Genomic DNA, 25064 nt, shown 5'->3' with positions numbered 1-25064 from the left:
GCCCGGTGGCGCTGGCGCTTACCGGGCAACAAAAAGGCGACCACACGGTCGCCTTTTTTTATTACAGCAGCTCCCGCGCCGCCGACACAATGTCATGCGCCGTCAGGCCATACTCTTTTTGCAGGAAGTCCTGTGTGCCCACCTGGCCGTAACGCTCCTTCACGCCCACGCGACGCATCGGCACCGGGCAGGTCTCCACCAGCACTTCCGCCACCGCTGACCCGAGACCGTTGTGAATACTGTGGTTTTCGCAGGTCACAATACGCCCGGTTTTCTCGGCATAGTTTTTCACCAGCATCCGATCGATGGGCTTCAGGGTAAACATGTCGATGACCGCTGCGCTTACCCCCTCCTGTTCCAGCTGGCGCGCCGCCTCCAGCGCTTCCGCCACCATGATGCCGTTGGCAATCAGCGTGATATCGCTTCCCTCGCGCAACACGTTGCCTTTGCCAATGGTGAAGGTTGAGCCCGGCGCATAGACGCTCGGCGCCTGCTTGCGGATGGTGCGCACCCAGTAGAAGCCTTCGAGATCGATAAGCTGACGCAGCACATCCTCGAACATCACCGCATCGGTAACTTCCAGCACCACCGAATGCGCCAGACCGCGCACGATGCCCATATCCTCGAAGGACATGTGCGTCCCACCGTTGTGGCAGGCCGTCACGCCCGCATCCGAGGCAATCACCTTCACGTTGTTGCGCTGGTAGTCCAGGGACATAAACAGCTGGTCGAAGCAGCGGCGGCTGGCAAACGCGGTGAAAGTGTGCACGAACGGCTTACGGCCGGTGAGCGACAGCCCCGCCGCAGTGCCGATGACGTTGGCCTCCATAATGCCGCAGTTAATCACGTGCTGCGGATAATCGCGCGCTACGCCGTCCATCGCCATTGAGCTCATCAGGTCCGCTTCCAGGGCGATAATCTCGCTGCCGGCCTCAATCTGCTTTGCCACAAAGCCCGCGTAGACCTTGCGCATCTCAACGGCGTCTTTCTGTCCTGCCGGTGCAACCTTAATCATGTGAAGCCTCCAGTTGGCGAATCGTCTCATTGAGGGCCGCTTTGCTCTCCGCGGTCAATCGCAGGTGGTGCGAGTTGCTGAGCTGTTCCAGGTAAGGCACGCCCTGCCCTTTGATGCTGTCGAGGATCACCACCCGCGGACGCGCATCGGCCTCCGGTACCCTTGAAGTCACCTTCAGCAGTGCCGGAATGTCATCCCCTTTGACCGTCACCACGTCAAAGCCAAAGGCGCGGAATTTGCCCTCCAGGTCGAAGGCACAGATGATTTCGTCCAGTTCGCCGTCGAGCTGCTGTTTGTTCCAGTCCACGAACACGGTCAGGTTGTTCAGACGATGGTGAGCGATAAACTGGAACGCTTCCCAGCACTGGCCTTCGTTCAGCTCGCCGTCGCCAACGATGCAGAAGACCCGATTCGGTCGCCCGGCCAGCCTGTGCGAGAGTGCCATACCGCCCGCAATGGAGATCCCCTGCCCCAGCGAGCCGGTGGTGGCATCCACGCCTCGCGTTTTCAGGCGGTCCGGGTGGCTGGGCAGACGCGTTCCGTTCTGGTTCAGCGTGCTCAGCTCTTCAACCGGGAAGTAGCCCTTAATCGCCAGGGTGCTGTAGAGCGCCGGGCCTGCATGACCTTTCGACAGCACAAAGTAATCGCGCTCAGGCCAGTCCGGATCCGCCGGGTCGATCTTCATCACGGCGCCGTACAGCACCGCCAGGGTTTCCACCACCGACATGCTGCCGCCGTAGTGCCCAAAGCCCAGCTGCGTCAGGGATTTGAGGGTTTCAAGACGGATCTGACGCGCCAGTTCGGTTATCTCGTTCTCATTCATGATTTGGCTCCGGTATTTTCCTGCGCGTTACTACCCGCAGGTTTGTTTTTCGCGAAGATGTTGTAGGCCACCAGCAGCGCGAACAGCGCCACAACCAGCCCGGTGATGGCAAGCGGTGACAGGAAGCGCGCCAGGTTGCCCAGCACAATCCCGACCGCGCCGAAGTCGGCGTCCGAGAAGGTGGTGTTAGCAAAGCCAATCGCACCCAGTACCGGCAGCAGCAGGACCGGGAGGAAGGTAATCAGCAGGCCGTTAGCAAAGGCGCCTATCATTGCCCCGCGGCGTCCACCGGTGGCGTTTCCGAACACGCCCGCCGTCGCACCGGTGAAGAAGTGCGGCACTACGCCCGGCAGGATCAGCACCCAGCTAAACTGACCGCAGATCAACAACCCCACAATTCCCCCGAGGAAGCTGAACAGGAAGCCAATCAGCACCGCGTTTGGCGCATACGGGTAGACCACCGGGCAGTCCAGCGCCGGACGCGCGTTCGGCACCAGTTTTTCCGAGAAGCCGGTAAAGGCCGGGACGATTTCCGCCAGAATCAGGCGCACGCCCTGCAGGATGATGAACACGCCCGCCGCGAAGGTGATCGCCATGATGATGGCGTAGACCAGGTAGTTTTGTCCGCCGCTGAAGGTGGACTCCACGTACTCACGCCCGGCGCTTACCGCCATGATCAGGTAGATAACCATCATGGTCAGGGAGATGGAGATCGAACTGTCGCGCAGGAAGCTGAGGTTTTTCGGCAGGTTCATCTCTTCGGTGGAGCGCGAGCCTTTGCCGACCCTGCTGCCAATCCAGCCGGACAGCACGTAGCCCAGCGTACCGAAATGACCGAAGGCGATCTCATCGTTGCCGGTAATACGCTTCATATAGCGCTGCGCAATCGCCGGGAAGAAGGCCATAATCAGGCCGAGGATCAGCGAACCGGTAAATACCAGCCCCACCCCTTCAAAGCCTGCGACCGTCAGGATCACGCCGATCATGCACGCCATGTAGAAGGTGTGGTGCCCGGTCAGGAAGATGTACTTCAGGCGGGTAAAGCGCGCGACGACAATGTTCGCCACCATGCCGAAGGCCATGATCAGCGCGGTCGAGGCGCCGTATTTTTCCAGCGCGATCGACACAATCGCTTCATTGTTTGGAATAATGCCCTGGATATTAAAAGCGTGCTCAAACATGCCGCCTAACGGGTTTAACGACCCCACCAGCACCGTGGCACCACCGCCCAGTACAATAAAGCCGAGAATCGTTTTAATTGTGCCTTTTACGACATCAGAAAACGCTTTTTTCTGCGCGACCAGACCAATTAACGCAATTAAACCCACCAGCACCGAAGGGACTTTTAAAATATCGACAACGAAATTCAGCGTTTCAAGGATAAACATATCCACCTCGCCTTATCAGGGTTATTGTCTGTCGAACCAGGCGCGCAGCTGCGCTTCGAGTTCGTTGATATCAATGATGTTGTTGATCACCACCAGCTGGCTTTCCGGCACGCTGGCGCTGGCCGCAATGTCTTTCGCCATCACGAACAGATCCGCCGCGCCCGGCGTGGCGGAGGAGAGATCGGAGTGTTCAACCTCGGCCTCAATGTCCAGCTTTTTAAGCACTTTTTTAATGTTCATTTCGACCATAAAACTGCTGCCCAGGCCAGAACCGCAAATAGCCATGATTTTCATTGTTGTCCCCTTATTTTGAGTAGAGCACGCCCCATCACGCTGGCGCGTAATGTTGTGAATAATCGGATTAAAAAATTAAATCAGAAGCGGTCAATAATGGTTTTAATGTCCTCCAGGGTATTCGCCTGATGTAATTTCTCCATATCTTCGTCGCTGGAAAATAATTCAGCGAGCGCGGATATCATTTCGATATGGCTATGTTTATCCGGTGCCGCAAGCATAATAATCAGATCGACAGGGTCAAACTCTCCGGCACCAAAAGAGACGCCCTGTTTTAGTTTTAGTAATGACAAGCCCAGTCCTTTGGCGCCTTCCTCCGGCCGCGCATGCGGCATGGCTAGCCCTGGTGCCAGCACATAATAGGGTCCTAACGTATGGTGCTGCTGAATGATTGCCGTCACGTATTCCGGTGCAATCACCTGCAGATCCAGCAGCGGTTTCGCGCATATCTCCAGCGCCTGTGGCCAGCTTTCCACGCTATCCTGCAGCGTGATGGTTGTATCATATATCCACTTTTTGAGCATTTTCCCTCCCGCCAAACGCTAAAGATGGGCAAACTTTATTCAACCCATCAATCATTGACTGCGATCGCGATCACAAAGATAGCGCTACCAATTACCAACATGCAGAAATGTGATAGCGCTATCAAAATGTAATCATGGTGTGAAATCACAGCAAAAAAAGGGATTTAAGGCGTATACTGCCTGTCACCTGAAATGAAGGAAAAAAGAACGCGTCTGGTCAGCAGGAAGGTGTATGTCTTTAACCCGAAAACGGCGCAGTACCGGAAAAGTCACGCTCGCTGATGTCGCGCAGCTTGCCGGAGTCGGCACGATGACCGTCTCCCGTGCGCTCCGCACGCCCGAACAGGTTTCCGATAAACTGCGTGAAAAAATTGAAGCTGCGGTGCAGGAGCTGGGCTATATGCCCAATCTCGCCGCCAGCGCACTGGCATCCGCGTCCTCATGGACGATTGCGATGGTTGTTCCCAACCTTTCCGAAGCCGGTTGCTCTGAAATGTTTGCGGGCCTACAGCAGGTGCTGCAGCCCGCCGGATACCAGATTATGCTGGCAGAGTCCCAGCATCGGCTTGAGCAGGAAGAGAAGCTGCTTGAGACCCTGCTGGCGTCAAATATCGCCGCCGCGATTTTGCTCAGCGTCGAGCACACCGACACCGTTCGCCACTGGCTGAAAAACGCCTCGATTCCGGTAATGGAGATGGGTGCGATGCGCGCCGATCCGATCGATATGAATATCGGGATCGATAACGTGGCGGCCATGTACGAGCTGACGGAAATGGTGATTAGGCGCGGCTACCAGAATATCGGCCTGCTGTGCGCCAACCAGGAGCAGTGGATTTTCCAGCAGCATTTGCAGGGCTGGTACAAGGCGATGCTGCGCCATCATCTGTCGCCGAACCGGGTGATTAACGCGGCGATGCCGCCGAGCTTCTCGACCGGCGCGGCACAGCTGCCAGAGTTCTTGCTGGCGTGGCCGGAGCTGGATGCGCTGGTGTGCGTATCAGACGAGCTGGCCTGCGGCGCGCTGTATGAGTGTCAGCGTCGACGCATTAAAGTGCCGGACGATCTGGCTGTCGTGGGCTTTGGCGATAGCGATGTGAGCCGCGTCTGCCAGCCGCCGCTGACGACGATGGCGGTACCGCATCGAAAGATTGGGATTGAGGCAGGTAAAGCGCTACTGGAACGTCTGAATGACGGAGACTGGCGCGACCAAAAACCCATCGCGTCCAGCCTGTGCCTGCGGGAAAGCTGTTAAGGCTTACTCAGCCTCTTCCTCTTTTTCCGCTTTGTTTTCCGGCTTAGCGGATTCGTTTTTGGCGTTGCGGGTCATCCACAGCGCCAGCGCTTTTAACGAATCCGGCGTGAACTCATCGCAGCGGGCGGTAATCTCTTCCGGCGTCATCCAGCAGACTTCGCTCACTTCCTCTTCCTGCAGGGCGAAAGGCCCATGGGAAACGCAGCTAAACAGTCCACCCCAGACGCGGCAATGTTCGTCTTCGAAATAGAACTGCCCGTGCTCGGCAAACGGCACCCCGGCGATACCTAACTCTTCTTCCGCTTCACGGCGTGCGGAATCCAGCAGCACTTCATCGGCCTGCACGACGCCGCCTGCGGTGGCATCAAGCATGCCCGGAAGAAAATCTTTGGTGTCCGTGCGGCGCTGGACCAGAATCTTGCCCATGCCGTCATGCACAACGATGTACGTTGCACGGTGACGCAGTCGCTCTGCACGCATTTGTTCGCGGCTCGCCTGCGCGATCACTTCATTTTCTTCGCTGACAATGTCAACCCATTCAGTACTTGCCAAATGATTCTGCTCCACCATCGGGAAACCTTCTCGTCTAAGCGCTCTTTCGGCGCGTTTGCAGTTGTGGTGTAACTTACGGATTAATCGCTACCTGCGCAATAACTTGCTGATCATTAAGTGCGATAACGCTCAGGGTATTTCCATCCAGCAGGCCATAGCTCGCAGGATATCCGCCTTTCGGAATGCTGACCGACCCCGGGTTAAAATGGTAAATCTCACCGCGTTTTTCAGCCACCGGAATATGAGTATGGCCGTAAACCAGGACATCGCCAGCCGCGAGCGCCGGGAGATTATCCGGGCCGAAAAGGTGTCCGTGGGTAAGAAACAGGCGGCTGTTTTCCAGCAGAACCTGTTGCCATGGCGCGGTAAGGGGAAAATGCAGCAGCATCTGGTCGACTTCGCTGTCGCAATTACCGCGAACGGCGATAATGCGCGAGGCAAACGGGTTAAGCTTTTCCGCCACCTGCGCCGGGGCATAGCCTTCCGGCAGCGCATTACGCGGACCATGATTTAACACATCCCCCAGAATCACCAGCCATTGGGCCCCGCTTTGCGAAAACAGAGAAAGCACTCGCTCGGTCGCGGGCAGCGATCCATGGATATCTGACGCAAACATCAGTTTCATCCGTCACTCCCTGGTAAAAAAACTCCCCTTATCATACCTGAAGCGTCAGGGCTTATCAGCCCGCGCGCTTAGCGGAGAGTGCCACATAGCGCTGTACGGAGGCTCGCTGCCACTGGAACGCCGCATAGTCCACCAGCAGTTGAGGGACCTCATCGCCGTTGAGGATCAAACGGTTCAGCATCAGCGCCAGATCGGTATCGGCAATACACCATTCACCGAACAGGTTCGGGTTGCCGTGAGCGAGCAGCGAGGTTGCAGTTTCAATCAGCTTTTGCGCGCTATCGACGCCTTCTGCGCTGAGCGCTGGCTTTTTCACACCGGCAAACACGACATCCGTGGAGCGCTCGACGCGAATCGGCACCAGGTCGCTACGCAGCCACGCCTGGATCTGCCGGGCGCGGGCGCGCTTTTGCAGATCGTGAGGATAGATGCGCTCCCACTCCGGCGGCGCAAAACGATCTTCCAGATATTCATCGATCGCCGAGGATTCGCTCAGTGCAAAACCATCCAGTTCCAGCACCGGCACGCGTCGCGTCAGGTCGTAACCCTGCCACTGGGGTTTGAGGTGTTCACCACCGTCGAGATCGACGGTCTTCAGCGTAAAAGAGAGCCCCTTTTCGGCCAGCGCGACGTAAACGCTCATAACATAGGGAGAAAAGAAATTTGCATCGGACCACAACGTAATTACGGGCTGGTTCATAACATCCTCATCGGCTGATCGGTTTTTACTCAACATATAATCTCTTTGCTTCGCTGTCACTTGATGAAAACTCACGATTTACAACAAGCACCTATACTCATTTGTCATGGCACCACTATTCGCATGGACAGGAGTTGAGAATGATTGACCTTTATTACGCCCCTACCCCAAACGGCCACAAGATCACACTCTTTCTCGAAGAAGCTGAACTGGATTACAGAATCATCCGCGTGGATATCAGCAAAGGCGAACAGTTCAACCCTGTGTTTTTGGCTATTTCGCCCAACAATAAAATTCCGGCCATTATTGATAGCCAGCCGGCGGACGGAGGCAGGCCGTTAAGCCTGTTTGAATCCGGTGAAATTTTGCTTTATCTGGCAGAGAAAACCGGCAAGCTGCTGAGCGGTGAACTGCGCGAGCGTCACCACACTCTGCAGTGGCTTTTCTGGCAGTCAAGCGGCTTTGGGCCGATGCTGGGGCAGAACCACCACTTCACCGCCTTCGCGCCGCAGACTATTCCTTACGCCATTGAGCGATATCAGGTTGAAACCCAGCGTCTTTACGGCGTTCTGAACCAGCGGCTGGAGAAAACGCCGTGGCTCGGGGGCGACCATTACAGCATTGCCGATATCGCCTGCTGGCCGTGGGTAAATACGCATGATAAACACCGGATTGACTTAGCGTCTTACCCGGCGGTGAACAACTGGTTTGAGCGTATCCGGACCCGCCCGGCCACCGAACGCGCAATGCAAAAAATCCAGCAGGTTTAATCACCTATGAGGCTGGGTGGCTGAGAGGCTCTCATGTATTATGGGCGGGAAATACTGACACGGAGAAGACCTGCAATGTCACAGCCAGACGCTATTATTCGTATAAAAAATTTACGCTTGCGCACGTTCATTGGTATCAAAGAGGAAGAGATTGCCAACCGTCAGGATATTGTCATTAATGTGGTGATTCACTACCCGGCAGACAAAGCGCGGGCCAGCGAAGACATCAATGACGCGCTGAACTATCGCACGATCACTAAAAACATCATCCAGTACGTGGAAAACAACCGCTTCTCGCTGCTGGAAAAATTAACCCAGGATGTGCTCGATATCGCACGCGATCATCACTGGGTCACTTATGCTGAAGTAGAGATCGATAAACTTCACGCCCTGCGCTATGCCGACTCCGTCTCCATGACGTTAAGCTGGCGACGCCAGGCGTAAACCTGGAGGTTGTATGAAGATTCTGCTGACCGGCGGTACAGGCCTGATTGGGCGCCATCTCATTGCGCGTTTGCAGGCGCTGCATCACGACATTACCGTAGTGACCCGCAGCCCGGAGAAAGCGCGCCAGGTGCTGGGCGCGGGAGTCGATATCTGGAAAGGGCTGGCCGATCGGCAGAATCTGGACGGCTTCGACGCCGTCATCAACCTTGCGGGCGAACCCATCGCCGATAAGCGCTGGACCGAAGAGCAGAAACAGCGGTTGTGCAGCAGCCGCTGGAACATCACCGAGAAGCTGGTTGAGCTGATTCGCAACAGCCAGACCCCGCCGTCGGTGCTGATTTCAGGCTCTGCGACGGGCTATTACGGCGATCTCGGCGAAGTGGTGGTGACCGAGGAAGAGCCGCCCCACAACGAGTTCACCCATAAACTCTGCGCCCAGTGGGAGCGCATCGCCTGCGCGGCGCAAAGCGACAATACCCGCGTCTGCCTGCTGCGTACCGGCGTAGTGCTTGCGCCGAAAGGCGGCATTCTGGGTAAAATGCTTCCGCCCTTCAGGCTGGGGCTCGGCGGGCCGATCGGCAACGGGCGACAGTACCTGGCCTGGATCCATATCGACGATATGGTGAACGGCATTATCTGGCTGCTGGATAACGATCTGCGCGGGCCGTTTAACATGGTTGCGCCGTATCCGGTGCGAAATGAACAGTTTGCCCACGCGCTGGGGCATGCCCTGCATCGCCCGGCGATTTTACGCGTGCCTGCGACGGCAATTCGCCTGTTGATGGGCGAAGCGTCCGTGCTGGTGCTGGGCGGTCAGCGCGCGCTGCCAAAACGGCTGGAAGCGGCGGGGTTTGCGTTTCGCTGGTATGACTTAGAAGAGGCGCTGGGGGATGTGGTACGCTGAATATGTTACAGTGATACGCCATGTTCCGATGAAATGGCGTAACAATGGCAACCATCACTACATCCCGACTTCACCTCACCCCTTTCGAACCCTCTGACTGGGCGTTCTTCCGCTCGCTGCGCGAAAACAGCGACATCATGCGCTATATGGCCGCGATTGCGCCTGAGAAAGAGACCCGACGCGTGTTTGCCGCACGCCTGATGGCGGAGCATGTCTTCGTGATCCGCTTTCGGGATGACGATACGCCGCTGGGCGATATCGGCCTGCAAATTAGCCCTGAGAATCGTGAAGAGGCGGAAATCGGCTACACGGTTGTGCCTGCCGCGCAGGGAAAAGGCCTCGCCAGCGAGGCGCTGCGCGCGGTATGTGACTACGCGTTTAACCAGACTGGCGTGAAGGCGATTAACGCGTACGTGCTGGCGGACAACGGCGGGTCTGTGCGGGTGCTTGAGAAAGCCGGGTTTGTGCGCACGCAGGTGCTTGAAAAGGCGTATGAGATTGACGGCGTGCGGTATGACGACTGGGTGTATCGCCTGGAGTGTGGTGCGGCCTGAATGCCGGGCGGCACTGCGTTTGCCCGGCCTGGGGTTTTGTAGGCCCGGTAAGCGAAGCGTCACCGGACGATTGGGCTGCACTGCGGGCTGATGCCCTCTTTATTTCAGAGATCCTTTAAGGAACTGCTGCAAACGCGGGCTCTGCGGGTTTGCCAGCACCTCGTCAGGGTGCCCCTGCTCTTCAATTTTCCCCTGATGCAGGAAAATCACGTGGTTCGAGACGTTACGGGCGAAGCCCATCTCGTGCGTCACCACCACCATCGTTTTGCCCTCTTCGGCCAGCTTCTGCATGATGCGCAGCACTTCGCCGACGAGTTCCGGGTCCAGCGCGGAGGTCGGTTCGTCGAACAGCAGCACTTCCGGCTCCATCGCCAGCGCGCGGGCGATGGAGACACGCTGCTGCTGGCCACCGGAGAGGTGTACCGGATACTTCATCTGCTGGCGCTCATCGATCCCCACTTTCGCCAGGTATTTCACCGCGCGTTCCCGGGCTTCCTGCTTGCTTAAGCCGAGCACCTGAACCGGCGCTTCCATCACGTTCTCCAGCACCGTCATGTGGCTCCACAGGTTGAAATGCTGGAACACCATCGTCAGGCGCGTACGCAGCAGGCGCAGCTGATGCTTATCCGCCACCTTCAGCTGGCCGTCTTTGTCACGCACCAGGTTGATGTTCTGCCCGCTCACCACAATCGAGCCTTCGCTCGGCTTTTCGAGGAAGTTAATGCAGCGCAGGAAGGTACTTTTACCCGAGCCGGATGAACCGATGATACTGATTACGTCGCCTGCGTTAGCCTGCAGCGACACCCCTTTCAGCACTTCATGTTCGCCGTAGCGTTTGTGCAAATCAATAACGTTTAATTTGTTCTCAGCCATCATCTTTCTCAGTGCGTCGAAGAAGGTTTTATATGCTGCAACCAGCGTTTTTCAGCCTTACGGAACAGGCTAATCAGAACATACGAGATAATTAAATAGAGCACCGCCGCAATGCCAAACGCGGTAAACGGCTGATAGGTCGCGGAGTTGATATCGCGCGCGATTTTGAGCAGGTCCGGCACCGTGGCGGTAAAGGCGAGCGCGGTGGAGTGCAGCATCAAAATCACTTCGTTGCTGTAGGCCGGTAGCGCAATGCGCAGCGCCGACGGCAGAATAATGCAGCGGTAAAGTTTCACCGAGGAGAAGCCGTACGCGCGCGCGGCCTCGATCTCACCGTGCGGCACGGAACGAATGGCCCCGGCGAAAATCTCGGTGGTATAGGCGCAGGTGTTGAGCGTTAGCGCCAGCACCGTACAGTTCAGGCCACTGCGGAAGAACGCATTCAGCATTTCCGTGCCTTTTACGATCTCCAGCGTATACATCCCCGAATAGAACACCAGCAGCTGCACGTACAGCGGCGTGCCGCGAAACACGTAGGTAAATAGCCAAATCGGGAACTGAATAAATTTATTGTTCGACACGCGGCCGATGGCGAGAAACACCGCCAGAATGCCGCCCATCACCACGGAAGAAATCAGCAGCCAGAGCGTGATCGCCACGCCGGTAAAGCGGTAGCCATCCGTCCACAGCAGGGATTTCCAGTATTCCTGAATAATCTCAATCACAGGTCAGCCCTCTTCACACCCACGGAGTAGCGACGCTCGAGCAGAAGCAGCACACCATTGGAGACGGTCGTAAAGACCAGATAGATCGCGCCGCAGACCACCGCAAAGTAGAACGGCTCCCAGGTGCTCTTGCCCGCCAGCTGAGTCGCTTTCACGACGTCTTCCAGACCGAGCAGAGAGACCAGCGCCGTCGCTTTGAGGATAACCTGCCAGTTGTTGCCGATGCCCGGCAGCGCATAGCGCATCATGGCCGGGAACATAATCCGGCGAAACGTTTGTGAAGAGGTAAAACCAAATGCGGTTGCCGCTTCAATGTGTCCTCTGGGAACCGCCATATAAGCGCCACGGAAGGTTTCCGTGAAGTAGGCACCGTAGATAAAACCGAGGGTGATAATACCGGCCACCATCGGGTCGATATCAATTTGTCCCATGCCCATCGCATCCGTCACGCTGTTCAGGGCAATCTGCAGGCCGTAAAAAATAAGCAGCATCAGCACCAGATCGGGTACGCCGCGAATGAGCGTGGTATAGCCTTCGAAAATGAGCGACAGCGGTTTGTTAGCCGAAAGCTTCGCCCCTGCGCCCGCCAGACCTATCAGCACCGCCAGCACCACGGAGCTGATAGCCAGCTCAAGGGTGACAAGCGCGCCCTGTAAAATAACGCCAGAAAATCCGTACAGCATACCGCGAGCCCTGTCGTATCGTGAGTGGTAAACCGTGTCTTATCCCCTCCTCCAGCGGGAGGGGCCGCACGTTATTTGACGGAGCGATTAGCCGCCGTACACATTGAAATCGAAGTACTTTTTCGCCAGCTTATCGTAGGTACCGTCAGCGCGCATTTCAGCAAACGCTTTGTTCAGCGCCTCACGCAGTTCGTTGTCTTCCTTACGCAGGCCCATACCGGTACCCACGCCAAAGAGCTTCTCATCCTTAATGGACGGACCGCCGAACTTGTAATCTTTACCCACCGGCGTTTTCAGGAAACCTTCGCTTGCCGCGACTTCATCCTGGAATGCCGCATCAATACGGCCTGCCGTCAGGTCTGCGTAAATATTTTCCTGGCCCTGATAGGAGACGATTTCGATCCCCTTCGGCGCCCAGTGTTCGTTACCGTAGGTTTCCTGCGTGGTGCCCTGCAGCACGCCCACGCGTTTCCCGTTCAGCGACTCGAGGGTCGGTTGAATGTCAGAAGACTTAGCCACTACCAGACGTGAATCGGCCGCATAGAGCTTGTCGGTGAAGGCAATCTCCTGCTGACGTTTCTCGGTGATGGAAAGCGAGGACATAATCGCGTCTATTTTTTTAGCTTTCAGGGAAGGGATCAGCGCATCCAGCGGGTTCTCTACATAAGTACACTGTGCTTTGATGCGTTTGCACAGCTCATTGGCCAGATCGATGTCAAAACCCACCAGTTCACCCTTTGAATTCTTCGATTCAAACGGCGCGTAGGTTGGATCGGTGCCAATACGAATTTTCTGCGGAATGGCTGCGAAGGCCGCGGTGGCGCTGGAAAAGGCCAGTACCAGAGATAATGACAACACGAGTTTTTTCATATTTGTCCTCAACAAACTGTCTTCATACGGTTTTTTACGACGACGGGGTGGGGTTAATGTGCCATTAATCCACGCTGTCAGGCAAAGAATAATGCCTTTCAGACGGGAATTTTTGCATTATAAATGCTTAAGTATGCACGTAGCGACCCAATATGGTGCACGAATTGCACCATATTGAATCATCCACACCCGCGACGCACCACGCCGGTGCGTTAGTCACCGTAGACGTTGAAGTCGAAGTATTTCTTCGCCAGTTTGTCGTAGGTACCGTCTTTGCGCAGTTCCGTGAATGCTTTGTCAAAGGCGGCTTTCAGCTCTTTATCGTCCTTACGCAGGCCGATGCCGGTGCCGTCACCAAAGTATTTTTTGTCTTTCACGGACGGGCCCGCAAAGGCGTAATCTTTACCGGCCGGCTGCTTCAGGAAGCCTTCGCTCGCCGCGACTTCATCCTGGAATGCGGCATCCAGACGGCCTGCCGCCAGGTCAGAGTAGATCAGATCCTGGTTCTGGTAAGCCACCACGTCGACGCCCTTCTCGCGCCAGTTGGCATTCGCGTAACCTTCTTGGGTCGAGCCCTGGAGCACGCCCACATGCTTGCCTTTCAGCGAGTCGATGGTCGGCTGGATCGGGGAACCTTTCGCGGCAATCAGACGCGAATCCGCAGCGTAGAGCTTGTCAGAGAAGGCAATCTCCTGCTGGCGTTTTTCGGTGATGGAGAGAGAAGAGATAATGGCGTCGATTTTCTTTGCCTTCAGCGACGGGATTAACGCGTCGAAGTCGCTGCCCACCCATGTGCATTTCACTTCCATACGTTTGCACATTTCATTTCCCAAATCGATATCAAACCCCACGAAATCGCCTTTCGCATCCTTGGAAGAGAATGGCGCGTAGGTTGCGTCTGTACCGATACGAACCGTCTGTGGAAGCGCTGCGTAGCTACCTGCCGCCGCACTTAACCCCACCAGCAAAGACAGAGCCAGAACCGTCTTCTTCATACATTTACCCTCAAGTACCGTGATTTTATTATGTATTGTGTTGTGTGTTGTGTTGCAGGCTTCTCTTGCAGGTCTTATGCCACATTGCCGTCTGGTCAAAACTTCGACGTTAAATATGTTAATAAAACGTTGCGATATTGCCTTAATGGTGAAAGATAGCAGGTCTGCCGAACGAACCGGAAAGAGAAAAAGGGAAAAAGCGAATTAAATGTCGAGGATATGATCGCCGTTGCATAATTGCCCTGAAACAGGGCAACGTCTCTTTTCATGCACAGCATTTGTGCACAGAATCAGGCTCCCTGCCAGCGGGTGAAGAGGTCTTCGGGCAGGTCGATGTCAAACTGATCCAGCACGCGATTGACGGTCTGATTGATCACATCGTCCAGCGACTGCGGTCGGTGATAGAACGCCGGCACCGGCGGCATGATCACTGCGCCCAACTCGGCGGCCTGGGTCATGAGGCGCAGATGGCCCAGGTGCAGCGGCGTTTCCCGCACGCAGAGCACCAGCGGGCGGCGCTCCTTCAGCACCACATCCGCCGCGCGCGTTACCAGCGTGTCGGTATAGCTGTTCACAATCCCGGAGAGCGTTTTGATTGAACAGGGCAGGATCACCATACCGGCGGTTTTAAACGAGCCTGAGGAGATGCTGGCGGCGATATCGCGGGCATCGTGAACCACGTCCGCCATCGCCTGGACATCGCGCAGGGAGAGATCCGTTTCAAGGGAGAGGGTTTGCCGCGCCGCCTGGCTCATCACCAGATGCGTTTCCACTTCCGCCACGTTACGCAAAACCTGTAGCAGGCGTACGCCGTAAATCGCGCCGCTGGCACCGCTGATGCCTATTATGAGTCGTTTCATGATTTCGCCCTTGCTGAATTCTGGGCTGACTGTGCAGGATTTTGCGGGGAGTTGCAAGTGAGGGCGAGCGCCCTCACCTGCGGAGAGATTAACCTTCGTTGTGCATCTCTAAGCTTTCGAGATCGTTTTGCAGCTGAACGGCTTTCGCATCGTCGTTGCGCAGCGAATCAAGGTAGTCGAGGTACTGCTGGTCAACGTCTTTCGTCACGTAGACGCCATTGAACACGGAGCATTCGAACTGCTGAATCTCCGGATTCTCGGCGCGCACCGCGTCGATGAGATCGTTCAGATCCTGGAAAATCAGGCCGTCGGCACCGATGATCTGGCGAATCTCATCCACTTCACGGCCGTGAGCAATCAGCTCGTTGGCGGTTGGCATATCAATGCCGTACACGTTCGGGAAGCGAATCTCCGGCGCGGCAGACGCCAGGTAGACTTTCTTCGCACCCGCTTCGCGCGCCATCTCGATAATCTGCTCAGAGGTGGTGCCGCGAACGATGGAGTCATCCACAAGCAGAACGTTTTTGTCGCGGAATTCCGCGCGGTTGGCGTTCAGCTTGCGGCGCACAGACTTACGGCGCAGGTGCTGGCCCGGCATGATAAACGTGCGGCCAACGTAGCGGTTCTTCACGAAGCCCTGACGGTACGGCTTGTCCAGAATGCGGGCGATCTCCAGGGCGATATCGCAGGAGGTTTCCGGGATAGGAATAACCACGTCAATGTCGAGATCGTCCCACTCGCGGGCAATCTTCTCGCCGAGCTTCGTGCCCATATTGACGCGCGCGCTGTAGACGGAAATCTTGTCGATGAACGAATCCGGACGGGCAAAATAGACGTATTCAAACAGGCACGGGTTGCTGACCGGGTTGTCGGCACACTGACGGGTGAACAACTGGCCCTTCTCGGTGATATACACCGCTTCGCCCGGCGCAACGTCGCGCAGGAATTCGAAGCCCAGGGTATCCAGCGCCACGCTCTCAGAGGCAACCATATATTCGGTACGGCCATCGCCGAGGTCGCGCTTGCCCAGCACCAGCGGACGAATGCCGTTTGGATCGCGGAAGGCGACCATGCCGTGACCGATGATCATCGCCACGCAGGCGTACGCACCGCGGATCTGGCGGTTGGTCGCGGCAATGGCAGCGAAGATATTGTCTGCTTCCAGCGGGTAGTGACGGAAGTTATCCAGCTCGCTGGCGAACACATTGAGCAGGATTTCTGAATCAGAGGTGGTGTTAATGTGGCGACGTTTCTCTTCGAACAGCTTCTTACGCAGCTCATGAGCGTTGGTCAGGTTGCCGTTATGGGCAAGCGTGATGCCATACGGTGAGTTGACGTAGAAAGGCTGTGCCTCAGAGGCGCTGGAACTGCCAGCAGTAGGATAACGAACGTGACCGATCCCCATATTACCTTGCAGACGCTGCATATGGCGGGCTTCAAATACATCGTTTACCAGGCCATTGGCCTTACGTAAACGGAAGCAGTTGTTTGCATCAATGGTGATGATACCCGCAGCATCCTGCCCACGGTGCTGAAGCACCGTTAACGCGTCATAAATCGACTGGTTTACCGGCATGAAACCGGCGATACCGACAATACCGCACATTCGTCTTTTCCTCGTTAAGCCACATCTCAGGGTTTATGCCCTGGGCAAAAAACTCGACGAGCTTTGCAGATAGTCAAAGAACCATCTGATGATGAAGCTGAACTCTGGAATGAGCTGCGATTTTTGCCAGTCTTCGCTTTTGGAGAACCCGGTGAAGGTATCCAGGAAGAACAGGATCGCGGCCACAATCAGCACGCCTCGTAATGCCCCGAAACAGATCCCGAGTACCCTGTCCGTTCCTGACAGACCGGTTTTCTCGACCAGCTGACCTATCACGTAATTCACGATAGCGCCGACAATCAGCGTCGCGATAAACAGCACCGCGATGGCGATTCCATTTCGGACCAGTTCATCTTCAAAGCCCGTGAACCAGACAGACAGGTAAGTGTAGTAATGACTGGCAACAAAGAAAGCACAACCCCAGGTTACCAGCGATAACGCTTCACGAACAAAGCCACGGATCAGGCTAACCAGACAGGAAAAACCAATCACCGCAATGATGGCGTAATCAATCCAGACCATATGTGTCCCACGATTAAACGCCCTGTCATCCAGTTCGGGGCGAATTCTAACAGAAAAAGAAAACGTTTGCGTAGGGATTTCCTTCCCGCGCGTAAATAAAAAAGGCGCTGAAAAAATGTTCAACGCCGTGGCTTATCGCCTCTCTCTAAAGGAGCAGGTCGTACTTAGTTCGCGCTGTAGCTCATCACCACACCACTCAGCCCGGAGATCTGCTTCAGCTCGCCCAGCGACCCTTTCAGCTTGTCTTTCGACGCCTCCGGCCCCACGAGGATACGGGTGATTTTACCCTGCACCGGCGTGGAAGGTGAAGTGTAAACGCGATAGCCCGCGCTGCGCAGTTTACCCACAACCTCGTTGACTTTATCGGCGTTTTTCAGCGCCCCCAGCTGCACAACGTAGGCTTTGCCGGTCGGCGCTGCGTCTTGCTTCGCAGGTGGTGGAGTTTCAGACGCTGCAGCCAGCTGCTCTGCTGCTTTATCTCGCTGTTGCTGAGGCTTCGGCTGCGGTTTCTCTACCGGCTTCGGTTTTTCAACAGGCTTAGGCTTCTCTACCGGTACCGGATCGATCTCGATGTTGTTATTCGCCGCCAGACGCGACGGGTCGAGTGACGGTGCAGCGGCATCGCCCGCGCGAACTTCTTCCGCCGCCCCTTCAGGCGGCTGAGCAGGCAGCGCCTGAGTCGCCGCAGGCAGCATATCCGGCTCATCGCGGTCGCCCGGCTTCGGCACCAGCGGAATGGCTGCAAACTCGTCCTGATAATGTTTTTTCTGCCCGTCGAGCAGCCCGGGAAGAATAATCACCCCGAGCGCGACCAGCACAATGGTTCCTGTTAAACGGTTCTGAAACTTACTCGCCACCGGTTCTCCCCGCGTCCATCACTTCCATGACATGTGCTACCGTGTGGAAAGAGCCACACACCAGCACGGTATCTTCTGGTTTAGCATCCGCCATCGCGGCATGCCAGGCCTGCGCCACGCTACTGTAGATTGCACCTTTGCCGAGATGTTCCATCAACTGCTCAGCAGTCGCACCGCGCGGCCCCTCCAGAGGAGCACAATACCAGCTATCGACCACACTCTCCATGCAGGCCAGCGTGCCGCCGATATCTTTATCATGAAGCATACCGATAACCGCCAGCACGCGCCCGGTTTTTGGTAACGATTTGAGACGTCCTGCGAGATACGCCGCCGCATGTGGGTTGTGCGCCACATCCAGAATCAGACGCGGTGACTCGCTGACTATCTGGAAACGCCCCGGCAGCAGCGCATTCTGAATGCCGTCACGGATCGCCTGCTCACTTACAGCTAATCCGCTGGCGCGCAGTGCCGCCAGCGCGGTTGCCGCGTTAGGCTGTGGCACCTGCGGCAGCGGCAGATTCTCCAGCACGCCCTGCGCATCGCTGAAGCGCCAGCCGTTGCCCTGCACCTCATACTGCCAGTCAACGCCTCGGCGCAACAGATGTGCGCCCTTCTCTTTCGCCACGTCGGCAATGGTATGCGGCATGTCCGGCTCGCCCACCACGGCAGGCTTATTCGCCCGGAAAATACCGGCCTTTTCGCGGCCAATGCTTTCACGGTCCGGGCCCAGCCAGTCGGTATGATCCAGCGCGATGCTGGTGACCACCGCCACGTCCGCATCCACCATATTGGTGGCATCCAGACGTCCGCCCAGCCCCACTTCCAGGATCACCACGTCCAACTGCGCCTGTTTGAACAGCCACAGCGCCGACAGGGTGCCGTATTCAAAATAGGTTAATAAGGTTTCCCCGCGCGCCGCTTCGATAGCCGCGAACGACGCCGTATGGGCAGATTCCGCCAGCTCGGTGTTCTGCACCCGCACGCGCTCGGTATAGCGCACCAGATGCGGTGAGCTGTAAACGCCAACCTTGTACCCCGCCGCCATCAGGACTGACTCCAGCGTGCGGCAGGTCGTCCCTTTACCGTTAGTACCTGCAACGGTGAACACGAACGGAGCCGGTTTCAGCACGTCGAGACGCGCGGCAACCTGGCTTACGCGCTCAAGGCCCATATCGATGGTTTTACTGTGCAGGTTTTCCAGATAAGAAAGCCACGTGGCCAGGGGCGACGTGGCTTGGGGAATGCTTTTATTTTCCATAATGCCCGGTTGTCATTAACAGGTTATAAAGCAAAAGGGCAGCGCCATCTGGCCCTGCCCTTTTCAGTTATCAGGCCTCGGGTTCCTGATCCGGTACCACCACGCCTTCGCGCGGCTCATCCGGGTTAGGCGTTGGCAGATTCATCAGCTTCGCCAGAATGCTGGCCAGTTTCAGGCGCATTTCCGGACGGCGGACGATCATATCGATAGCGCCTTTCTCAATGAGGAACTCACTGCGCTGGAAGCCCGGCGGCAGTTTTTCACGAACGGTCTGCTCGATGACGCGAGGACCGGCAAAGCCGATCAGCGCTTTTGGCTCAGCGATGTTCAGGTCACCCAGCATCGCGAAGCTTGCGGAGACGCCACCCATGGTTGGGTCGGTCAGCACCGAGATGTACGGCAGACCGCGCTCCTGCATTTTCGCCAGCGCCGCAGAGGTTTTCGCCATCTGCATCAGGGACATCAGCGCTTCCTGCATACGTGCACCACCGGAGGCGGAGAAGCAGATCAGCGGACAGTTGTCTTCCAGCGCCTGCTCAACGGCACGCACGAAACGCGCGCCGACCACGGAGCCCATTGAGCCGCCCATAAAGGAGAACTCAAACGCAGCGGCAACCACCGGCATCTCGTGCAGGGTGCCTTTCATGACGATCAGCGCGTCTTTCTCGCCGGTCTCTTTCTGTGCAGAGGCCAGACGATCTTTGTATTTTTTGGAGTCGCGGAACTTGAGCACATCTTTTGGCTCCAGTTCGCTGCCCAGTTCTACCAGAGAACCTTCGTCCAGCAGGCTATGCAGGCGGTTGCGCGCCGACATACGCATGTGGTGGTCACACTTCGGACACACCTCGAGATTGCGTTCCAGCTCTGCGCGATACAGAACCTGGCCGCAGCTATCACACTTCGTCCATACCCCTTCAGGAATGCTCGCTTTGCGCGTCGGGGTAATGTTGCTTTTAATTCGTTCAATCCAGCTCATTGATAACCTTTCTGCCTGAACCTGGTCGTATGCCAGTTTTGCTATAAGAGGCGAATAATGCCATTTTTGCCTCCAACAGACCATGAATGTTGCACATTAAAACATAACAGCCCGAAACTTTGGATAAAAAAGTGGTCGAACCGCCAGCGTGCATTTACTTCGCTTGCTTTGCTGCCGCGCGTTTGTGACGAATGATTTCGATAACACCCGGCAGAACGGAAAGCACAATAATCGCTACAATCAGTAACTTAAGGTTTTCCTGAACCACTGGCAAGTCGCCAAACAGGTAGCCAGCATAGGTAAAGAGCAACACCCAAAGCAGTGCGCCCACCACGTTATACATTGCAAAATGACGATAGGACATATGGCCCATTCCCGCCACAAAAGGCGCAAATGTGCGCACAATAGGCACAAAACGCGCAAGGATAATGGTTTTTCCACCATGACGTTCATAGAAGGCATGGGTCTTGTCTAAATAGCTGCGGCGGAAAATTTTCGAGTCCGGATTACTGAACAACCGCTCACCGAACACCCGGCCAATCGTATAGTTGACCGCATCCCCGACAATCGCGGCAATCACCATCAACACGACCATCAGATGCACGTTCAAATCATTGGTGGGCAGCGCCGACAACGCACCGGCCACAAACAGCAGCGAGTCTCCCGGCAGGAACGGGGTAACGACCAGACCGGTTTCACAGAACAGAATCAGGAACAGAATGGCGTAAACCCAGACGCCGTACTGCGCGACCAGCTCCGCCAGGTGAACATCAATATGCAGAATGAAATCAATCAGAAAACGTATTACGTCCATATTGTCTAAGCCTTAATTGCACCTTTGTTTAGTCCGCTAAAAACAGCGGGCCCATTGGCGGTTTTGGCAGGTCAAACCGATCCGGATAGTCTACCGAGACCAGATAAAGCCCTTCCGCTTTCGCCGTTGCTGCCGCAAGCGTTCTGTCCTTCGCTGCCAGCAGTTCTGCAATCCAGCTCTCCGGCTGGTGTCCGGCGCCCACTTCCATCAGGCTGCCTACAATATTCCGCACCATATGATGTACAAAGGCATTGGCTTTGATATCCACCACCACATACGCGCCAAAACGACTGACGTTAATGTGCATGACGTTACGCCACGGCGTACGGGACTGACACTGCACCGCACGAAACGACGTAAAGTCATTTTCACCAATCAGACACTGCGCCGCGCGATGCATACGTTCTGCATCGAGCGGTTCATAAAAATGCGTCACACCCTGGCTTAACACCGCCGGGCGCAGACGCTGGTTGTAGATGACATAGCGATAGCGACGCGCCGTTGCGCTGAAGCGCGCGTGAAAATCATCCGGCACAGCTTTCACCCAACGCACCGCGATGTCACCAGGTAAATTCGCATTTACACCCAGCGTCCAGGCGGCATCCTTACGCACGGCGGTGGTTTCAAAGTGAACCACCTGCCCCGTGCCATGAACACCCGCGTCCGTACGCCCCGCGCACAGGACGTTAATCGGCTCGTTTGCCACCTGAGAGAGCGCTTTCTCCAGCTTTTCCTGAACGCTGCGCACCTCATTCTGACGCTGCCAGCCATAATATTTACTGCCATCGTACTCAATACCCAGGGCAATTTTATGAACCGGCTTTTGATCCACTTCGGACATCAGTACAGATACTCCTGCACCAGCTTCTCGGCGATCTTGACCGCCATCAGCGCGCCGCCAAAGCGAACGTTATCGGCAACGGACCAGAACTGAACCTGCTCCGGCATACCGTAGTCGTTACGCACGCAGCCAACGGAAAGATGCGCGCTGCCGGTGGCGTCGCCCACCTGGGTCGGGAACTCGCTCTCTTCGGAAAGGACGATGTCTTCACCGCGGCCAAACGCGTCGCGCGCTTCCTCTGCCGCCAGCGGGCGCAGGGCTTCAAAACCGACCATCTGCGCGTGGCCGTAGAAGACCGGGGACTGTACGACGCTGGCGGAAATCATCAGCCCCTCGTCCTGCAGAATCTTGCGCGCTTCGTCGACGAGACGACGCTCTTCGCGCACGGAACCTTCACGATCCGGCAGCAGCGGCAGCATGTTGAACGCCAGCTGGCGGCCAAAGAAATCATCTTCGTCGATCGGGATGCCGTTCAGCAGCTTCGCACTCTGCCCGGCCAGCGCGTCAACAGCCTTTTTACCGTTCGCCGACGCGGACAGCAGGCTGGTGACGGTAATGCGCGACAGGCCTCCGTCGTCAATCAGCGGCTTCAGCGCGGTCAGCAGCTGGCTGGTCAGGCTGTTCGGTACCGCGATAACGTTACGGTTGCGGTAGTCAGCCAGCACAAACGGATTGACGTCCGGGACCACCAGCGGCACGTCCGGCTCCAGGGAGAACAGACCGCTCAGGTCGATCACCAGACAGCCCGAATTGGTCGCCTCTTCAATGTAAGACGCCGTGGCTTCAGCACCTGCGGCAAAAAACGCCAGCTGCGCCTGGGTCCAGTCAAACGCGGCCGCATCCTGAACCATCACGGATTTACCGCCAAAGCGCAGATGTTCGCCCGCGCTGTCGGTGCGCGCCAGCGCATAGATATCTCCCACCGGGAACTGACGCTCGGCAAGAGTTTCGAGCAGGGCTTCGCCCACGGCACCCGTGGCACCTAAAATGGCAATGTTCCAGCCTTCAGACATGGTGGTTTACTCCAGAAATAAAAAAGCGTCCCTGTCGGCGTATCCGACAGGGAGCATTAAGAAGACATTAATGCGCCGGATGATGAACGGCGTTAAAACCCAGTTTCTTGAGCAACGTCGCAGCCGCTGCGTCGTCGCACATCACATACAGGGAAGACCACTCGCGGCGCTCAACGTAGTTCTTGCGCAGCTTATCAAATTCACCCGGGATTCCCGCCACCTTACGCAGCAGCGCATCGTCGCGGCGCACATCATACACCAAATGCACCAGCCTTTTCAGCGTTGCCTGATCGAGCGGGCCATGCAGGGTAATGCGGCCAAATTCAGGCGCGGGGAGTAAAGTATCAAGCGCCACCTGCTGCGGATGGCCGATAAAGGCGCTGTAGGCTTCAAACACCTGCGTCGTGCCGCGCGCTTTGCCTTCAAGCGTATAGCCCGCAATATGCGCGGTGGCAACGTCAACCTTGTTCAGCAGCTCAACGTTGAGATCCGGCTCCGGCTCCCAGACGTCCAGCACCACGCTGAGATCTTTTCCTTCATTCAGACATTTCAGCAGCGCGGCATTATCCACCACCGGGCCACGGCAGGCATTAATCAGAATAGTGCCAGCCTTCAGACGGCGAATCAGCGCCTCGTCCGCCAGATGCAGGGACTTATACGGCCCTTCTTTAAACAGCGGCGTGTGGAACGTTAGCACATCGCACTGTTCAACCAGCTCATCCAGCGCGCGGAAATCCTCGTCGTCACCGTTGTCTTTACGCGGCGGATCGCACAGCAGCGTGCGGATACCTAACGCTTCAAGGCGCTTTTGCAGACGCCCGCCGACGTTACCCACGCCGACAATCCCCACGGTGCGGTCTTTCAGCGCAAAACCATCGCGCTCGGCCAGCATCAGCAGCGAGGAGAAAACGTATTCCACGACGGCAATGGCGTTACAGCCCGGCGCGGCGGAAAAACCGATTCCGGCCTGCTTCAGCCACTGATCATCCACATGATCGGTCCCTGCCGTTGCGGTTCCGACAAACTTAATCGCTTTACCGGCAAGCAACGCCTCATTTACTTTGGTCACCGAGCGCACCATCAGCGCGTCTGCGTCATCCAGTTCGTTAACCGGGATCGGGCGACCAGGGACAGCCTTAACGTCGCCGAGGCGGCTAAACAGCTCGCGGGCGTAAGGCATATTTTCATCAACGAGGATTTTCACGTCTGAGTACCTGTTTGAGAGGAAGAAAACCTGCCAAGTGTGCCATAATCTGGCCGCCAGGCATATACGTATGCCGGGTTTACGCTGAGTTTTGACTTTAAGGATTTTTGACGATGCAGCCCATTTCAGGTACGCCGCCACGCCCTCCGGGTGAAGGCCCTGTCACGCCAAACGTTGCCGGTGAACAGCCACTATCCACGCAACAGCGCACCGTGCTGGAGCGACTGATCACGCGCCTGATAGCGCTGACTTCGCAGCAAAACGCGGAAGTCTGGGCCGGGGTAAAGCATGATTTAGGCGTGAGGAACGACGCACCGCTGCAGTCGCGCCATTTCCCTGCCGCCGAGCAAAATCTCAACCAGCGTATTACGACCGCGCAGCAGAACCACACCACGCGTCAGATTGTCACGCAGTTGACCGAGCTGCTGGGCCAGGGAAATAACCGTCAGGCTGTCAGTGACTTTATCCGTCAGCAGTATGGCCAGACCGCCCTGAGCCAGCTGACGCCAGACCAGCTTAAAACCGTGCTGACGCTGCTGCAGAACAATCAGTTGTCTATTCCGCAGCCTCAGGTGCGCCCCTCAACCGAGCGCCCGCTGCAGCCTGCCGAGCACAACACGCTGAACCAGATGGTGACCAAACTGGCCGCCGCCACCGGCGAGTCGACGAAGCTTATCTGGCAATCCATGCTGGAACTGTCCGGCGTGAAGGCGGGCGAGCTGATTCCGGCCAAACAGTTTACCCATCTGGTGACCTGGCTCCAGGCGCGCCAGACGCTCAGCACCCAGAGCGCCCCTACCCTGCATACCGTTCAGGCGGCGCTTAAACAGCCGCTGGAACCGCACGAGTTCGAGGTGATTCGGGATTACGCCCAGCAGAACTGGCAGGCCACGCCGCAAACGGTACTGACCACCGCGCAGGTGCAGGATGTGCTGAATCAGATCTTTGTTCGCCGCGCCGAGCGGGAAGGCGGCGTGCCGGAGGTAAGAAACGTTCAGCCGATCTACAGCCCGCTGTTTGCGCCCGTTGTGGAGACGTTCAGAACGCTCTCTGCCCGCCCGGGATTAATGTTGATTGCATTATTGATTGCGCTGGCGATTTTCTGGCTGGTTGCCTGAG

29 protein-coding genes are annotated in these 25064 nt (G+C 56.6%); 6 read left to right on the top strand and 23 right to left on the bottom strand.

Translation table 11 applies throughout. The features are described from left to right. Nucleotides 1–61 precede the first annotated feature (61 nt). From IM303_RS03780 to IM303_RS03760, 5 genes are all read right to left on the bottom strand, one after another. The gene (locus tag IM303_RS03780; protein WP_045259691.1) at nucleotides 62–1015 is read right to left on the bottom strand and encodes a transketolase family protein; all 954 of its coding nucleotides are present in this window, start codon (nucleotides 1013–1015) and stop codon (nucleotides 62–64) included. Continuing rightward, a complete protein-coding gene (locus IM303_RS03775) occupies nucleotides 1008–1838 on the bottom strand; it encodes a transketolase (protein ID WP_028013942.1) in 831 nt (276 codons plus the stop codon). The genes IM303_RS03780 and IM303_RS03775 overlap by 8 nt, the downstream gene beginning before the upstream one ends. Next, a complete protein-coding gene (locus IM303_RS03770; protein WP_049000423.1) occupies nucleotides 1835–3226 on the bottom strand; it encodes a PTS ascorbate transporter subunit IIC in 1392 nt (463 codons plus the stop codon). The genes IM303_RS03775 and IM303_RS03770 overlap by 4 nt, the downstream gene beginning before the upstream one ends. 21 nt (nucleotides 3227–3247) lie before the next feature. Then, nucleotides 3248–3520: a PTS sugar transporter subunit IIB gene (locus tag IM303_RS03765; RefSeq protein WP_041908914.1), complete on the bottom strand. Its 273-nt coding sequence runs from the start codon at nucleotides 3518–3520 to the stop codon at nucleotides 3248–3250. An 80-nt stretch (nucleotides 3521–3600) separates the two neighbouring features. Beyond that, nucleotides 3601–4044: a PTS sugar transporter subunit IIA gene (locus IM303_RS03760; RefSeq protein WP_047367993.1), complete on the bottom strand. Its 444-nt coding sequence runs from the start codon at nucleotides 4042–4044 to the stop codon at nucleotides 3601–3603. A 232-nt stretch (nucleotides 4045–4276) separates the two neighbouring features. Between IM303_RS03760 and IM303_RS03755 the strand changes: the two genes are divergently transcribed. Next, nucleotides 4277–5296: a LacI family DNA-binding transcriptional regulator gene (locus IM303_RS03755; RefSeq protein WP_041908911.1), complete on the top strand. Its 1020-nt coding sequence runs from the start codon at nucleotides 4277–4279 to the stop codon at nucleotides 5294–5296. Nucleotides 5297–5299: 3 nt separating this feature from the next. Here IM303_RS03755 and yfcD read toward each other — a convergent pair whose 3' ends face one another. Genes yfcD through yfcF form a run of 3 tightly spaced genes read right to left on the bottom strand, consistent with a single transcriptional unit; the run spans nucleotide 5300 to nucleotide 7173 of the window. Continuing rightward, nucleotides 5300–5866 (bottom strand): NUDIX hydrolase YfcD, encoded by a 567-nt coding sequence (gene yfcD / locus IM303_RS03750; protein WP_006811396.1) that lies wholly within the window; start codon nucleotides 5864–5866, stop codon nucleotides 5300–5302. A 55-nt stretch (nucleotides 5867–5921) separates the two neighbouring features. Then, a complete protein-coding gene (yfcE, locus tag IM303_RS03745; protein ID WP_028013947.1) occupies nucleotides 5922–6473 on the bottom strand; it encodes a phosphodiesterase in 552 nt (183 codons plus the stop codon). Between the two features lie 55 nt (nucleotides 6474–6528). Next, entirely contained in the window at nucleotides 6529–7173 is a 645-nt protein-coding gene (gene yfcF / locus IM303_RS03740) for a glutathione transferase (protein WP_049000425.1), read from the bottom strand. 140 nt (nucleotides 7174–7313) lie between these two features. On the opposite strand from yfcF, the gene yfcG reads away from it, so the two are divergent. The 4 genes from yfcG (at nucleotide 7314) to IM303_RS03720 (ending at nucleotide 9848) form a co-directional block, all read left to right on the top strand. Further along, a complete protein-coding gene (gene yfcG, locus IM303_RS03735; RefSeq protein ID WP_028013949.1) occupies nucleotides 7314–7943 on the top strand; it encodes a GSH-dependent disulfide bond oxidoreductase in 630 nt (209 codons plus the stop codon). 75 nt (nucleotides 7944–8018) lie between these two features. Then, nucleotides 8019–8387 (top strand): dihydroneopterin triphosphate 2'-epimerase, encoded by a 369-nt coding sequence (gene folX, locus IM303_RS03730; RefSeq protein WP_028013950.1) that lies wholly within the window; start codon nucleotides 8019–8021, stop codon nucleotides 8385–8387. Nucleotides 8388–8400: 13 nt separating this feature from the next. Next, a complete protein-coding gene (locus IM303_RS03725; protein WP_047367995.1) occupies nucleotides 8401–9294 on the top strand; it encodes a TIGR01777 family oxidoreductase in 894 nt (297 codons plus the stop codon). A 44-nt stretch (nucleotides 9295–9338) separates the two neighbouring features. Next, on the top strand, nucleotides 9339–9848 hold the full coding sequence (locus tag IM303_RS03720; protein WP_192971258.1) for a GNAT family N-acetyltransferase: 510 nt from the start codon (nucleotides 9339–9341) through the stop codon (nucleotides 9846–9848). Nucleotides 9849–9947: 99 nt separating this feature from the next. On the opposite strand, the gene hisP is transcribed toward IM303_RS03720, so the two are convergent. The 15 genes from hisP to pdxB form a co-directional block, all read right to left on the bottom strand. Next, a complete protein-coding gene (hisP, locus tag IM303_RS03715; RefSeq protein WP_010433274.1) occupies nucleotides 9948–10721 on the bottom strand; it encodes a histidine ABC transporter ATP-binding protein HisP in 774 nt (257 codons plus the stop codon). A gap of 8 nt (nucleotides 10722–10729) precedes the next feature. After that, nucleotides 10730–11446 carry an ABC transporter permease gene (locus tag IM303_RS03710; protein ID WP_028013953.1) on the bottom strand — a complete coding sequence of 239 codons (717 nt, stop codon included), beginning with the start codon at nucleotides 11444–11446 and terminating at the stop codon, nucleotides 10730–10732. Further along, entirely contained in the window at nucleotides 11443–12129 is a 687-nt protein-coding gene (locus IM303_RS03705) for a histidine ABC transporter permease HisQ (protein WP_049000429.1), read from the bottom strand. Before IM303_RS03705 ends, IM303_RS03710 begins: the two co-directional genes overlap by 4 nt. Before the next feature lie 87 nt (nucleotides 12130–12216). After that, complete coding sequence (gene hisJ, locus IM303_RS03700) at nucleotides 12217–12999, bottom strand: histidine ABC transporter substrate-binding protein HisJ (protein ID WP_049000431.1); 783 nt, start codon at nucleotides 12997–12999, stop codon at nucleotides 12217–12219. Between the two features lie 212 nt (nucleotides 13000–13211). Next, on the bottom strand, nucleotides 13212–13994 hold the full coding sequence (gene argT, locus IM303_RS03695; RefSeq protein ID WP_028013956.1) for a lysine/arginine/ornithine ABC transporter substrate-binding protein ArgT: 783 nt from the start codon (nucleotides 13992–13994) through the stop codon (nucleotides 13212–13214). A 290-nt stretch (nucleotides 13995–14284) separates the two neighbouring features. Continuing rightward, nucleotides 14285–14854 carry a UbiX family flavin prenyltransferase gene (locus IM303_RS03690; RefSeq protein ID WP_028013957.1) on the bottom strand — a complete coding sequence of 190 codons (570 nt, stop codon included), beginning with the start codon at nucleotides 14852–14854 and terminating at the stop codon, nucleotides 14285–14287. 88 nt (nucleotides 14855–14942) lie between these two features. Further along, nucleotides 14943–16460 (bottom strand): amidophosphoribosyltransferase, encoded by a 1518-nt coding sequence (purF, locus tag IM303_RS03685; protein ID WP_014884664.1) that lies wholly within the window; start codon nucleotides 16458–16460, stop codon nucleotides 14943–14945. 33 nt (nucleotides 16461–16493) lie between these two features. After that, on the bottom strand, nucleotides 16494–16982 hold the full coding sequence (gene cvpA / locus IM303_RS03680; RefSeq protein ID WP_000262116.1) for a colicin V production protein: 489 nt from the start codon (nucleotides 16980–16982) through the stop codon (nucleotides 16494–16496). Nucleotides 16983–17146: 164 nt separating this feature from the next. After that, nucleotides 17147–17839: a cell division protein DedD gene (gene dedD / locus IM303_RS03675; RefSeq protein WP_045259684.1), complete on the bottom strand. Its 693-nt coding sequence runs from the start codon at nucleotides 17837–17839 to the stop codon at nucleotides 17147–17149. Next, nucleotides 17829–19097 (bottom strand): bifunctional tetrahydrofolate synthase/dihydrofolate synthase, encoded by a 1269-nt coding sequence (folC, locus tag IM303_RS03670; RefSeq protein WP_049000432.1) that lies wholly within the window; start codon nucleotides 19095–19097, stop codon nucleotides 17829–17831. Before folC ends, dedD begins: the two co-directional genes overlap by 11 nt. Nucleotides 19098–19167: 70 nt before the next feature. Next, nucleotides 19168–20073 carry an acetyl-CoA carboxylase, carboxyltransferase subunit beta gene (accD, locus tag IM303_RS03665; RefSeq protein WP_047053266.1) on the bottom strand — a complete coding sequence of 302 codons (906 nt, stop codon included), beginning with the start codon at nucleotides 20071–20073 and terminating at the stop codon, nucleotides 19168–19170. Between the two features lie 154 nt (nucleotides 20074–20227). After that, on the bottom strand, nucleotides 20228–20887 hold the full coding sequence (locus tag IM303_RS03660) for a DedA family protein (RefSeq protein WP_008502599.1): 660 nt from the start codon (nucleotides 20885–20887) through the stop codon (nucleotides 20228–20230). A gap of 28 nt (nucleotides 20888–20915) precedes the next feature. Continuing rightward, nucleotides 20916–21728 carry a tRNA pseudouridine(38-40) synthase TruA gene (gene truA / locus IM303_RS03655; protein WP_045259682.1) on the bottom strand — a complete coding sequence of 271 codons (813 nt, stop codon included), beginning with the start codon at nucleotides 21726–21728 and terminating at the stop codon, nucleotides 20916–20918. Further along, nucleotides 21728–22741 (bottom strand): aspartate-semialdehyde dehydrogenase, encoded by a 1014-nt coding sequence (locus IM303_RS03650; protein ID WP_028013962.1) that lies wholly within the window; start codon nucleotides 22739–22741, stop codon nucleotides 21728–21730. Before IM303_RS03650 ends, truA begins: the two co-directional genes overlap by 1 nt. Nucleotides 22742–22808: 67 nt before the next feature. Then, entirely contained in the window at nucleotides 22809–23945 is a 1137-nt protein-coding gene (gene pdxB, locus IM303_RS03645) for a 4-phosphoerythronate dehydrogenase PdxB (RefSeq protein WP_088204760.1), read from the bottom strand. Between the two features lie 113 nt (nucleotides 23946–24058). Here pdxB and flk point away from each other — a divergent pair, with 113 nt between their 5' ends. Further along, entirely contained in the window at nucleotides 24059–25063 is a 1005-nt protein-coding gene (gene flk / locus IM303_RS03640) for a flagella biosynthesis regulator Flk (RefSeq protein ID WP_028013964.1), read from the top strand. Nucleotide 25064 lies beyond the last annotated feature (1 nt).

This window comes from Enterobacter cloacae complex sp. P38RS (assembly GCF_014930775.1).
Classification (GTDB): Bacteria; Pseudomonadota; Gammaproteobacteria; order Enterobacterales; family Enterobacteriaceae; genus Enterobacter; species Enterobacter bugandensis.
The sequence above is the reverse complement of the archived record's forward strand: the minus strand, read 5'-3'. Positions and strand labels throughout refer to the sequence as shown.